The sequence below is a fragment of the Paenibacillus phoenicis genome (assembly GCF_034718895.1).
In the GTDB taxonomy this organism is placed as follows: Bacteria; Bacillota; Bacilli; order Paenibacillales; family Paenibacillaceae; genus Fontibacillus; species Fontibacillus phoenicis.
The window spans coordinates 2,383,149-2,395,413 of record NZ_JAYERP010000001.1; the positions used below are offsets into that span (position 1 = coordinate 2,383,149).

Sequence of the window (12,265 nt, forward strand, 5' to 3'; positions counted from 1 at the left end):
CGATTTGGAACGCCCCTTTACTTCTAATTCGGTTATGCCTTACCGTCTGCGGTAACCAATCGATTCAACAAAGCGTTCGAAAGCCTCACAGCCTTCGGGCGTCGCTTTAAATACGCCGGCATGTCCAAGGATCTCCGCGAACTTGCGGCCAACCTCATCACGCAGCAGCGCTTCGGCCTCTTCACGACCCAACGACATGCCAACGCGTGCAACCAGTTCCTTCACCCAGTCCGCATGCACGGCCAAGCGGGCATTCGGATCGGATACAGTTTGCTCATAGAGCGCCTTATCGCCGCTCAGAATGTCAGCAACCCCCGCCAGTTCTTCCTTCAGCCGGCCCGGAAGGATGGCTACGCCCATGACTTCAATCAGGCCGATGTTCTCCTTCTTGATGTGATGCATCTCGCGGTGCGGATGGAAAATCCCTTCGGGATGCTGTTCGTCCGTCCGGTTATTGCGCAGGACGATGTCCGCTTCATACCCGCCGTCCGCGCTGCGGCGAACGATCGGCGTTACCGTGTTATGCGGCACGGATTCCCCCTCCTGCTCGGAGAAGGCCAGGACGCCAACAGATGGGTCGCTGTATTGCTTCCATTTTTCGTACAGATGATCTACCGCTTCCAACACGGCTTCCCGCTCTTGGCCGTTCACCCGCAGCACAGACATCGGCCACTTCACCCTGCCGACGGTGACGCCGGCGAAGTCCGGATGGACGTAGACAGCTTCGACTGGAGCTTTTTCCAATGGAAACATGTGGCGTCCCCCCTGGAAATGGTCGTGCGTCAGAATCGACCCGCCGACGATCGGCAGATCCGCGTTGGAGCCGATGAAGTAATGCGGGAACAACGTCGTGAATTCCAGCAGCCGCTTAAACGTATCGCGGGTCAGCTTCATCGGAATGTGATCGTGGTGGAACACGATACAATGCTCGTTGTAATAGACGTAAGGCGAGTATTGGAAAAACCACGGCTCCCCGTTCAGCGTCAGTGGAATAACTCGCAAATTCTGGCGGGCTGGATGATTCAGTCGTCCGGCATAACCAACGTTCTCGCGGCACAACTGACATTTAGGGTACACCGGAGGCGGCAGCAGCTTCGCCATCGCGATTTCCTTCGGATTCTTCTCCGGTTTGGACAGGTTAATCGTGATTTCCATGTCTCCAAACGGCGTCGGCTGCTCCCAATAGATGTTCTGACGCACCCGGTCCATCCGGATGTAATTGCTGGCTACCGACAACTTATAGAAGGCGTCGGTCGCGGCGGCAATTCCCTGCTCGCTTTCCGTTTTGCGGAAGGCGGCGATTGTTTCCGACGGGCGCGGCATGAGCAAGCCCATGATTTTCGCATCCAGCAAATCGCGGTACGTAGCGGTATCTTCCGGAATCAAGCCGATCGTAAGCCCGTAATCGATCAAGATCTCAAGCGGCTCCTGCGGTCCGGTCAGCGCCTCCTTCGCCACTTCGCCGGTGTACGGCTCATCAAAGGAGAACAGCTCCAGGAGACGATTGCGCGAATAGTCCACGTCCCACCAATCGATCAGGCCCTGCTCGAGCGCATAATTCACTAGCCGTTCAATCGCATGAAGCGCGTCTTGACGACTTCTCTCTTCTACTCCCATCCCATAACACTCCCTTAGTCGTTATAACCGTTCGGATGGCTGTTATGCCATTGCCATGCGCTTTCAATGATGCCGGGCAGCTTGTTGCGAGTCGGATTCCAGCCCAGCACGCGGCGGGCTTTGTCCGAGGAAGCGATGAGCACCGCCGGATCGCCGGCGCGGCGCGGGCTGATCGCGACCGGGAAGTCGCGGCCGGTGACCTGCTTCACGGTTTCGATCACTTCCTTGACCGAGAACCCTTGCCCGTTGCCAAGGTTAAATACGTCGCTCTCTCCGCCGCCCAGCAAATGATCCACCGCGCGCAGATGGGCATCGGCCAAATCACTCACGTGGATATAGTCGCGGACACAAGTACCGTCCGCCGTGTTGTAGTCATCGCCGAACACCTGGATGGACGGACGTTGTCCCAAGGCCGCTTGAATGATCAACGGGATCAAATGGCTTTCCGGGCGATGGTCCTCGCCGATTTTGCCGCTCTCATGGGCACCAGCCGCGTTGAAGTAACGCAGGGACACGTATTTGATCCCCAACACCTGATCGAACCAAGCCATCATCCGTTCCATCGTCAGCTTCGTTTCGCCATACACGTTCGTTGGCCGGGTCGGATCACTCTCTTCAACCGGCACTTTTTCCGGTTCGCCGTAGGTTGCCGCCGTGGAGGAGAACACGATCTTGCGCACATTCGCCTGATCCATCGCATCCAACAAGCAAAGCGTCCCGTACACGTTATTGTCAAAATATTTGACCGGATCCTTCATGCTCTCCCCAACCAGAGAGTTCGCGGCAAAATGGATGACCGCTTCGATCTCGTTCTCGGCAAACAACTTGGCCAACAGCGCCTTATCGCGCAGATCTCCTTCATACAGCTTACCGCCGAGCAACGCCTCGCGATGTCCGGTCTGCAGGTTATCGATCACGACGACCTCTCTTCCTTGCTCCAGCAGCGCCGCTACTGTATGCGAGCCGATATAACCGGCTCCCCCCGTAACCAGTATCGCCATGATGATTACTCCCCTTTCATCTCATGTACGCCGTCGCCTACGCCGCACACGTAAAATTCGCCTTCTAGCCCTGTCCGTTCCTTATAAGACCGACCAACCTCGGACACGAACCGCTCTACCGAATCCTCATGCACCAGCGATACTGTACAGCCGCCAAATCCGGCCCCGGTCATCCGGGCGCCCAATGTGCCTTCGATCTTCCGTGCTTCCTCAACCATCACGTCCAGCTCCAGGCAGCTCACCTCGTACAAGTCACGCAGCGAATCATGGGAGGCGTTCATCAGCTCGCCAAAAGCCTTCAAATCGTTGGCGCTCAGCGCATCCACCGATTTCAGCACGCGCGCGTTCTCTTCCACCACGTGTTTGGCCCGTTTATACAGCACTTCGTTCGTAAAATCTCCCCGCCACTGCTCCAACTGCTCCGGCTTCAGGTGGGCCAAGAACTCCAAGCCCGGCTCGCGTTTTTGCAAAATCTCCAGCGCAGCATCACATTCCGAACGCCGTTCGTTGTATTTGGAATCGACCAGCCCGCGGCGTTTCTTCGTATTGCCAATGACCAGCTTATACGCGCCTGTCCGGAACGGGACCAGCTTGTATTCCAAGGTGTCGCACATCAGCAGGATCGCATGGTCCTTGGCCCCGTTCGCCACCGCGAACTGGTCCATAATGCCGCTGTTTACGCCGACATATTGATTCTCAGCCCGCTGAGACAACCGGGCGATTTCCACCTTGTCGAGCTCCTTCCCTTCCATGCTCACGAACGCCAAGGCCGTTACCACTTCAATCGATGCGGAGGAGGACAAGCCCGCACCGTTCGGAATTTCGCCATGGAACAGCAGGTCATACCCGCTCGTAAGCGAGATGCCCAGCTTCTTCAGCTCCACGTAAACGCCGATCGGATAGTCGATCCATTCACCGGTTTTGCTTTTGCCGAGCTCTTCCAGTGCCAGCTCTGCCGTGTAAGGCAGGTTGCTGGAAGCAAAGGCGACTTTGCCGTCAGCGCGCTTGCGGATCGCCAGCGTCGTCCCAAATTCCAACGCCGCCGGGAACACATACCCCCCGTTGTAGTCGATATGCTCGCCGATCAAGTTCACCCGTCCTGGGGCGTTAAATACGCGAATCGGCTCAGCACTTTCCCCATATTTGAATATAAACAATTGTTCCATTTCCTGCTTTTTCATCAACGTACACCCCATCGTCATGATATCTTTGATTCTTGTACCCAGTATAATGAAATCGCTTTGCTTTGATAATGCAACTTTGCGAGAACAATATAGATAAATGTGACTTTTCGGAGTAAAATGGGAGCGGAGTCTTATGGGGCATTAACCGTCCCCCTGGTCAAAGGAGACAATCCCATGTTCAAAGAAACCTATAGCGCGGCCGCCAACCCGGATTTGATCGAGACAGATGAGCTGCATGTTCTGTTCGCCGGCGAAAGTCAGACCCTTCCCGATCACCGGCTGGGCCCGAAAATTTATGATTATTTCCTTCTGCATTTCGTAGAGCAAGGCAAGGGCACGTTCCGGACCGAATCCGCCTCCTATGAGCTGAGCGAAGGGGATGGCTTCCTGATTCTCCCCGATCAGCTCGTCAGTTATGCTTCCGATGTGGCCGAGCCTTGGCGTTATCGTTGGATCGCCTTCACCGGAGTTAAGGCGGCGGAGCTCGTGAAGCGAGCCGGCTTCACCCCGCAGCAGCCGGTGTTCCGGCAAGGCGGGAACAGCCCGATCCCTGCCATGCTCAGCAGCGTGTTACAAGCATTCCAAACGAAAAAAAACAGCTCCCATCTGCTGTCGCTGGGGCTGCTTCATCAAATTATGGCCGAAGCTCAAGAGACGCTTGGCATGGCCTCCGCGCTGCCGTCGGGCGAATCGGGCGTTCAACGGATCGTGAAGCAAATGATTCATTATATGGCCAGCCAATACGCGCATCCGGTCTCCATCGAGCAGATGTGCGCATCCTTGGGCTATAATCGAGCTTATCTTTCGCGGATTTTCAAAAAAGAAACGGGCTTCACCCCCGTCACCTACCTGCTGAAGTTGAGAATCGATAAGTCCCGCCAACTGCTGCGCGAACGTCCCGAGCTGTCGATCGAGCAAATCGCCGCTTCTGTCGGCCTTACCGATCCGCTCTACTTCTCACGGCAGTTCCGCCGGTTTCACAACGAATCACCAAGCGAATATCGCCGGGCGGTCACCCGGAATCCCGCGAAGGAGTGAGTCTACGCAAAATTCGCGAGCCTCGTCTCACTCCGCCAAGTCCAGCTTCCGGGAAACGGCCCCCAGCACCTCGCCAATCGGCTCGGTGATCAAGAGGTCAGCCCGGTTATCATACGCGGTGGACGAGGCGTTGATCAGCACCGTCCGTTCGCCGCGGAAATAGGTGACCAGATGAGCTGCGGGCTGCACCGTCAGCGAGGTTCCGCCAATCACCAGCAGGTCAGCGCCGGCGATCGCCGTTACCGTGTCCTGGATCACCTGCTCATCCAGGTTCTCCCCATACAGTACCACATCCGGCTTGATGATGCCGCCGCAGCTGCAGCGCGGCACGACGTCTTCGCTGTCCATGACGTCCTTTAACGTATAGGTGCGGCCGCATTCCATGCAGGTGTTGCGGTGCACCGATCCGTGCAGCTCCAGCACGCGGCGGCTGCCCGCCTGTTGATGGAGCCCGTCGATATTTTGCGTCACCACAGCGCTTAGCTTCCCTGCTCGCTCCAACTCAGCCAAACAGCGGTGCGCGGCGTTGGGCTGCGCCTCCGGATGGAGCATTTTCGTCTTATAGAAATCGAAAAATACGTCCGGATGCCGATCGAAGAACCTCCGGCTCAAAATCTCCTCCGGCGCATAAGGCGACGCGTTCTCCATCTGATAGATGCCCGCCGCCGAACGGAAGTCAGGGATTCCGCTTTCGGTAGATACCCCGGCCCCTCCAAAAAATACAATGTTTGAACTCTCCTCAATCCATGCTGCCAACGTGTCGATCTCTTTGCTCATCCGCTCGAACCTCCTATGGATGTATCGTCAACTCGCGATAATTGGATATAATAACGTCCGCGTCCCGCAAATAAACTGCTTCCTGGGCCTCTTCACCGTACTCCTCCGACACGCCAATGGTCATCACGACGCCTGCACGCTTTCCCATTTGCATATCGGCGTTGCTGTCGCCAATGACCACCGCTTCGCTTGGCGATAGCCCCAGTTCACGGCAGGCGAGCAGCGCCATGTCCGGCCCCGGCTTGCCCCGGGCAACGCGATCCCGGCCAACCACGCTGGCGAACGCATCCCGGATGCCAAGCCATTCCAGATGCTCCAGCGCCTCCGAGGTTGAGTCGGAGGTGACGACCGCCAGCTTCACACCCGCCTCACGGCAACTCTGGACAAAATCGCGCAGCCCGGGCAAAGGCACCGCTTCCCGCCGCCGCTTGAGCTCCGCCATCGCCGTTGCATTTAATTCGCGAACAACGGTTGTCGCTTCGTTCCAAGGCAGCCCTGCGGCATATAACGTCGATGCCAGTAGCGCAATGATCTCTTCTTCCGTCCCCATCGCAATCGGACCGGTTTTGTCGTAACCGATCACCCGGTTTCGCTCATCCGTTTGAAGGCCTAGCAGCGCGGATTTGTTGAACCCGCCAGGCGAGCCCAACTCAGCCAGCTTCCGCTCCATCAGATCGGTTAAGACCGCGGCCCAGCTGCCCCATAGCCCCATAAAATTCAACAGCGTTCCATCTTTATCAAACAAAATGGCCTTGCAAGCTGCTTTCTGCCCGCGCACTTCGATCGTGGCCATCCTCGCTCCCCCTTCCCTACATTGTCCTTATTATACCATTTTCACAGGTGTGGGCTGCGGCGGCTCCTAAGTTCATCTCATTACTTCCTAATTATTTAATAGATATCTTTTGGCGAATCCTTAAAATTTTAGATAAATCCGTTTCAACATGGAAATCCGTGGTAAATAAAACATACGTACTCCAAAATAAAATCCAAGGAGGGATTCGATGGCACGAAGCCAAAGCAAGATGACCCGGGAAGAAGCAGGACGTCTGGGAGGACTGGCCACGGCCAAAAACCACGGCAAAGCCTTTTATAAGCAAATCGGGCAAAAAGGCGGCGAAGCGACCTCGAAAACCCACAACCGCGAATTTTATCAGGAAATCGGCCAGAAGGGCGGCGAGGCGACATCCCAGAAGCATGATAAAGGCTTTTACCGGGAAATCGGCCGTAAAGGCGGGATCGCCCGCAGTAAACCCGGAATCGAAGCGTAAGTCTTAAGAAATCTCCGGAACCCCCGGAGATTTTCTTTGTTTTTTATAGACCCGATCCACACCATTCCCCATGCTTTTTCCTGTGATCGATAGGTAGAAAATCATAACCACTTATGATAGACTTTAGAGAAAACCTTTAGCGGTGTAAAGCTCCAAAACTATAATGAATCATGGGAGGATCGGAGATCATGCCAGCCAAGAAAATGCGTTCTGATATGATCAAAAAAGGCTTCGACCGCGCGCCGCACCGCAGCTTGCTGCGTGCTGCAGGCGTGAAGGAAGAAGATTTCGGCAAACCGTTTATCGCGGTCTGCAACTCTTATATCGATATCGTGCCTGGACATGTGCACTTACAAGAGTTCGGTAAAATCGTTAAGGAAGCGATCCGCGAAGCGGGCGGCGTTCCGTTTGAATTCAATACCATTGGTGTAGACGACGGGATCGCGATGGGACACATTGGGATGCGTTATTCCCTGCCAAGCCGGGAAATCATCGCCGACTCGCTCGAGACTGTAGTTTCCGCGCACTGGTTCGACGGGATGGTTTGCATTCCGAACTGCGACAAAATCACGCCAGGGATGATGATGGGCGCCTTGCGCGTCAATATCCCAACCGTCTTTGTCAGCGGCGGTCCAATGAAAGCCGGCGTCGACAGCAAAGGACGCAGATTGTCCTTGACCTCCGTCTTTGAAGGCGTTGGCGCCCACCAAGCCGGACAAATCAGCGACAAGGACTTGCTCGAACTGGAACAATACGGCTGTCCGACCTGCGGTTCGTGTTCCGGTATGTTCACGGCCAACTCGATGAACTGCCTCGCTGAAGCGCTGGGCTTGGCGCTGCCGGGGAACGGCACCATCCTCGCTGTCGCCGAAGAGCGCCGCGAATTCGTCCGGAAGTCTGCGCAGCAGCTGATGAAGCTGATCGAGCTTGATCTGAAACCGCGCGACATCGTGACGAAGGAATCGATCGACAACGCTTTTGCGCTGGATATGGCTATGGGCGGCTCCACGAACACCGTCCTGCATACGCTGGCTTTGGCCCAAGAAGCAGGAATCGATTACCCGCTGGAACGGATCAATGAAGTGGCCAACCGCGTGCCGCATATTGCAAAGCTGGCTCCGGCGTCCGATATCTTTATCGAAGACGTGCATCGGGCTGGCGGTGTCAGCGCCGTGCTCAACGAGCTGCTGAAGAAGCCGGGAGCCATCTACGGCGATCAAATCACCGTTACCGGCAAAACGCTCGCCGAGAACGTCGCCGGATGCGAAATCCTCGACCACAACGTCATCCGTCCGATCGACAATCCGCATTCCGAGAAAGGCGGACTTGCTATCCTGTATGGTAACCTGGCGCCGGAAGGCTCAGTCATCAAGGTGGGAGCTGTTGACCCTTCGGTTGGCGGATATCATAAAGGCCCGGCGATCTGCTTCGACTCGCAGGAAGAAGCGCTCGAAGGGATCGCGAACGGTAAAGTCAAAGAGGGTTGCGTTGTTGTCATCCGCTATGAAGGACCAAAGGGCGGTCCAGGCATGCCTGAAATGCTGGCTCCAACGTCGCAGATCGTCGGCATGGGTCTGGGCGCGAAGGTCGGTCTGATCACCGACGGACGCTTCTCCGGCGCTTCCCGCGGAATCAGCATCGGTCATATCTCTCCTGAGGCTGCTGAAGGCGGCCCAATCGCTTTCGTTGAAGACGGCGACATCATCGAGCTGGACTTGAATAACCGCAAAATCGAGCTGCATGTCAGCGATGAAGAGCTCGCTCGCCGCAAAGCCAATTGGAAAGGCTTTGAGCCGAAGGTCAAAACCGGTTATCTGGCCCGTTATTCCAAACTGGTCACCAACGCCAGCTCCGGCGGCGTGATGAAAATTTAATTTAGCTTAACTCAAAAGGCCGTACCCGGATCATTTTAGATTCGGGTACGGCCTTTTCTTTTAGAGTTAACAAAAATAATGGATAAGAGCGATTAACGCGTAGGCAAGGATACGCTAAGCAAAGACTCCTCTTCCACGGCCTCCGGCTTCTCATCCACCGTATGGCTGCTGCGATGCGAGCCGTTCTCGGCGAACCGCTCCAACAACACATCCATCGGCATCACGATCATCTTCGGTACCAGCTCCTGAGGTTGCTCTTTTAATCTTGAGGTACCGGCAGGGTGAATAACACTCATTAATAATTTCAAATAGATTTTCGTCGAGCTGGCAAACCAGCCCTTCGGTAAATCCTTAATTATAAACCCAAATTGCTCCGGACCCCGGTTAATCATGCTGACGCCATACAGCGCCTTAACGTCTTTTAACTCAGGATGCTCGATCACATATTTGGCAAAAATGGGTAGTGTCTTCTCCATTTTGCGGATCATTTGAATCGCCAAATGCACGCTTGTTCTGGAGCGAGCCCCATACTCAAACAATTTTTTGTTGTCAAAATGAAGCTCCATCACTTGATCTCCAGATTCCAATGTCTTCCCATTGTTCATCGCCACCGGCTCTCCATGATAGGATCGGACTCGGAAATGAAGGAAAGGATCCTCCGGTTCGGGAGCTTTCAATTGAAAAAGGATGTGGAAGATCTTCTCCCAAACGAGCCATAAGGCTACGATACATCGCTTAAACCAGGTAATCTTCACTGGCGTTCTCCCCTTCGGCGTTGCAGTTTCAACCCGTTTGCCTTGAAGCTTGGCCTCTTCCGTCGCCTGAATCAATTCATCAATGCGGATGCTTCGCAATCCGCGGCGATCCGCTTCCGTCAGCACGCGCTCGAGCGCGATCAGCATTTCCGCCGGCGCTCCGGTGTTCGCGCCTAGTGTGGCACCACAGTCGTGCAGGAGAAAGACCTCACCGCCCCGCAGCTTCTTCAGCATACGCTCCGTTAACCGGTCAGCGCCGACCTTGACCCGCCAATCGCCGAACATAGCCGACCACAGCACGATCTGTGTATTGCCGCGGTTCGCAAAATCAAACAAGTTGACAATGCCCCACGGCGGACGATAGTAATGAGAATTGAAGCCCGTCACGTCATGGATGATCTGATTCGTCTTCTGAATCTGCTTCTTGACGGCCGCCGGCCCCATGAGCCAATTGGTTTTGTGCACATAGTTGTGCGACCCTATCAAATGGCCTTCCTCATGAATCCGTTTAATCAATTCGGGGTGTCTCTCCGCATTGGAACCAACGAGGAAAAACGTTGCTTTCGCTCCGTGGCGCTTGAGCAGATCAAGCAATTGTGGAGTATATTTCGGATCGGGACCATCGTCGAACGTTAGCGCAAACGCCTTCTCGCTGATCCCGCGCTTAAATACGCGAAAACCGAAAATCCGAGTGATCAATCCGGGTATAAAAGCGTACAGCGTAGAGATATAAAATAACCATAGCAGCAAAGTCTCCATATGCTTTCCCCACTTTTCTATGATCAATGACTTTGGCATGCTCCGTGAAAAGCATAGCATCTACACTATTTTATCACAGACATCTTCAGTTTAGGCGCATTTTTTTGGGGAAGGCATAGGGAATCGGTCAACTTTCCGCAGCCAGTAAATCCATTGTTCGCCGGAACAATTCGGCGGCCAGATGCTTGGATCCTTCCGGCTGGTTTTGAACGAGGACGGCGACAGCATACTTGGGGTGATGGGTCGGTCCGTAACCGATAAACCATTGATGATTCAGCTGCTTATGATTCTTTACAACCTCAGCTGTTCCCGATTTTCCAGCCAACGGCCATTTGGCTTTCTGCAAAGTTCGCCCGGTGCCGTCTGTGACAACCAGCCTCATCATGGACAACAGCCGTTGTGCTGTTTGCGGAGTAATTTGTCCAGCGGAGGAGGGCGAAGCTTGAACCGGCAATGCGGAGAGCAGCGAACCTTCCTTATAACGGATCTCGCTGACTAAGCGGGGCGCCATAACCTGTCCGCCGTGGAGCAAAGTAACAACCAGATTGGCCGCTTGCAGTGGAGAGACAAGCACGTCCCGCTGACCAATCGCTGTCTGTGCCCGCACCCCGCCGTCCGCCGCCGCCAGATTGCTAAAGACCGCCCCGGCTTCTTCCTGATCCAGCGGCCGCAAGGAATCCCCTCCAAGGAAGGACGGATCGTGCCAGCCCACGGTGCGCCCCAGCCCCAGCTTGGCGGCTGTCCGGGCAATCGCCTCCGCACTCAGCCGTTCTCCCAGTGTGGCGAATACCACGTTACACGACCTCGCAAAGCCTTCCTCCAGCGTAAGGTTTCCATGTCCGCCTTCCTTCCAGCATGACAAGCCGTATTTTCCGTAATGCCCGCTGCAGTGGAACATCTCCCCGGGAAATGTCACCTGCTCCTCCAGTGCAGCCGCCGCAATCACCGTCTTAAAAATCGAACCCGGCACACTGGCCTTAACCGCCTTATTACTCCAGTTCTCTGCTGCCGGATCAACGTGATGCGGATCGTAGAAAGGCAGCGATACCATCGAGACGATATCGGCGGTTTTGGCGTCCAGCACGACCACTGCTCCATCCGTCACTTTCATCTCATCCGCTAACCGCTCGATTTTTTGTTGGAGGGTGTCATCAACTGTCGTTTGGATTTGCAACGGATAGTATCGGCTAGCCTCCGCATTCACCCGCGTCCCCATCCCAACTAGCGGATCCTTGCGGCCATCAACCGTGTAGGCCGCTCTGACGCTGCCGATTCCACGGAGCAAGTTATCCAGCGTTTTCTCCAACCCCGAAGCTCCAACCTGCAGCGTTAACGCGAAGTCCGGTTGGTGCTTATCTTCTCGCAACTTACGGATGATGTCCGGCCGTTGCGTCACGAAGCCAAGCCATTGATTCCCCCGTTCGCCCGGCCCGTAACGCGTCATATACGGCAGCACCTCCAGCCCTTCCAAATGAGGCAAAGAACGGGCTATCTCTTCGCTGAGCCGAAGCGGTTCCCCCGGCTCCCCGCCAGGCTTGGGCCAGACGTAAGGGCGCTCCAACTGTTCCCACTTCCTTTGGAGTTCGGGAATCGTTGTCCCCAATACGGCCGCCAATCCGGTAAGCTGATCTGCTGCGGGCAACTTGCGGACAGGGAACAGAATTGGTGTCCATCCGACTTCGCCCGTCAGCGCCTTTCCGTTGCGATCAACAAGTTGACCTCGCCCCGGATCCAACTCAATACTCTCTTCCCGTTGCCGGACGGCGAGTTCATTGATTGTCTTGCCGCTTACGGTCACCGCCTTAAACGCTGAAGCCATCTGAATCCAAGCGATCCGCAGCGCAAATAGTCCCAGCACCGCCGCAAAGGAAAGTAACAGATAAAATATCCGTTTTTTGCGCAATAACGACATCGTTCGCCCTCCATTCTGTTCCCATTATTTCCTGGGAAAAGTCGGGCTAAACAAACACCAAGCTATCTTGATCCCCTGCA

At 55.2% G+C, this 12,265-nt stretch carries 10 protein-coding genes; 3 read left to right on the forward strand and 7 right to left on the reverse strand.

The window, feature by feature from the left end:
- Positions 1 to 39: 39 nt before the first annotated feature.
- From U9M73_RS11165 to U9M73_RS11175, 3 genes are read right to left on the reverse strand one after another with little or no spacing between them, the layout of a single operon-like run.
- Positions 40 to 1,617: a UDP-glucose--hexose-1-phosphate uridylyltransferase gene (locus U9M73_RS11165; protein ID WP_323077339.1), complete on the reverse strand. Its 1,578-nt coding sequence runs from the start codon at positions 1,615 to 1,617 to the stop codon at positions 40 to 42.
- A 14-nt stretch (positions 1,618 to 1,631) separates the two neighbouring features.
- Positions 1,632 to 2,618 (reverse strand): UDP-glucose 4-epimerase GalE, encoded by a 987-nt coding sequence (gene galE, locus U9M73_RS11170; RefSeq protein ID WP_323077340.1) that lies wholly within the window; start codon positions 2,616 to 2,618, stop codon positions 1,632 to 1,634.
- A gap of 5 nt (positions 2,619 to 2,623) precedes the next feature.
- A complete protein-coding gene (locus tag U9M73_RS11175) occupies positions 2,624 to 3,799 on the reverse strand; it encodes a galactokinase (RefSeq protein ID WP_323077342.1) in 1,176 nt (391 codons plus the stop codon).
- A 177-nt stretch (positions 3,800 to 3,976) separates the two neighbouring features.
- Between U9M73_RS11175 and U9M73_RS11180 the strand changes: the two genes are divergently transcribed.
- A complete protein-coding gene (locus tag U9M73_RS11180; RefSeq protein WP_260070231.1) occupies positions 3,977 to 4,840 on the forward strand; it encodes an AraC family transcriptional regulator in 864 nt (287 codons plus the stop codon).
- A 27-nt stretch (positions 4,841 to 4,867) separates the two neighbouring features.
- On the opposite strand, the gene U9M73_RS11185 is transcribed toward U9M73_RS11180, so the two are convergent.
- Positions 4,868 to 5,617 carry an NAD-dependent protein deacylase gene (locus tag U9M73_RS11185; RefSeq protein ID WP_323077344.1) on the reverse strand — a complete coding sequence of 250 codons (750 nt, stop codon included), beginning with the start codon at positions 5,615 to 5,617 and terminating at the stop codon, positions 4,868 to 4,870.
- A gap of 13 nt (positions 5,618 to 5,630) precedes the next feature.
- Entirely contained in the window at positions 5,631 to 6,410 is a 780-nt protein-coding gene (locus tag U9M73_RS11190; protein ID WP_323077346.1) for an HAD family hydrolase, read from the reverse strand.
- 208 nt (positions 6,411 to 6,618) lie between these two features.
- Here U9M73_RS11190 and U9M73_RS11195 point away from each other — a divergent pair, with 208 nt between their 5' ends.
- Positions 6,619 to 6,885: a KGG domain-containing protein gene (locus tag U9M73_RS11195; RefSeq protein ID WP_009224371.1), complete on the forward strand. Its 267-nt coding sequence runs from the start codon at positions 6,619 to 6,621 to the stop codon at positions 6,883 to 6,885.
- 188 nt (positions 6,886 to 7,073) lie between these two features.
- Positions 7,074 to 8,759 carry a dihydroxy-acid dehydratase gene (gene ilvD, locus U9M73_RS11200; protein ID WP_009224372.1) on the forward strand — a complete coding sequence of 562 codons (1,686 nt, stop codon included), beginning with the start codon at positions 7,074 to 7,076 and terminating at the stop codon, positions 8,757 to 8,759.
- Positions 8,760 to 8,851: 92 nt separating this feature from the next.
- Here the strand turns inward: ilvD and U9M73_RS11205 are convergent, their stop codons facing one another.
- On the reverse strand, positions 8,852 to 10,273 hold the full coding sequence (locus U9M73_RS11205; RefSeq protein WP_323077347.1) for a polysaccharide deacetylase family protein: 1,422 nt from the start codon (positions 10,271 to 10,273) through the stop codon (positions 8,852 to 8,854).
- A 127-nt stretch (positions 10,274 to 10,400) separates the two neighbouring features.
- Positions 10,401 to 12,185 carry a peptidoglycan D,D-transpeptidase FtsI family protein gene (locus U9M73_RS11210; RefSeq protein ID WP_260070227.1) on the reverse strand — a complete coding sequence of 595 codons (1,785 nt, stop codon included), beginning with the start codon at positions 12,183 to 12,185 and terminating at the stop codon, positions 10,401 to 10,403.
- Positions 12,186 to 12,265: the final 80 nt, after the last annotated feature.

Excerpts from the sequence above, each read along its gene's own strand:
- U9M73_RS11180 (WP_260070231.1), top strand. The coding sequence starts at position 3,977 with ATGTTCAAAGAAACCTATAGCGCGGCCGCCAACCCGGATTTGATCGAG.
- U9M73_RS11175 (WP_323077342.1), bottom strand. The coding sequence starts at position 3,799 with ATGAAAAAGCAGGAAATGGAACAATTGTTTATATTCAAATATGGGGAA.
- galE (WP_323077340.1), bottom strand. The coding sequence starts at position 2,618 with ATGGCGATACTGGTTACGGGGGGAGCCGGTTATATCGGCTCGCATACA.
- U9M73_RS11195 (WP_009224371.1), top strand. The coding sequence starts at position 6,619 with ATGGCACGAAGCCAAAGCAAGATGACCCGGGAAGAAGCAGGACGTCTG.
- U9M73_RS11205 (WP_323077347.1), bottom strand. The coding sequence starts at position 10,273 with ATGGAGACTTTGCTGCTATGGTTATTTTATATCTCTACGCTGTACGCT.
- U9M73_RS11185 (WP_323077344.1), bottom strand. The coding sequence starts at position 5,617 with ATGAGCAAAGAGATCGACACGTTGGCAGCATGGATTGAGGAGAGTTCA.
- ilvD (WP_009224372.1), top strand. The coding sequence starts at position 7,074 with ATGCCAGCCAAGAAAATGCGTTCTGATATGATCAAAAAAGGCTTCGAC.
- U9M73_RS11210 (WP_260070227.1), bottom strand. The coding sequence starts at position 12,185 with ATGTCGTTATTGCGCAAAAAACGGATATTTTATCTGTTACTTTCCTTT.
- U9M73_RS11165 (WP_323077339.1), bottom strand. The coding sequence starts at position 1,617 with ATGGGAGTAGAAGAGAGAAGTCGTCAAGACGCGCTTCATGCGATTGAA.
- U9M73_RS11190 (WP_323077346.1), bottom strand. The coding sequence starts at position 6,410 with ATGGCCACGATCGAAGTGCGCGGGCAGAAAGCAGCTTGCAAGGCCATT.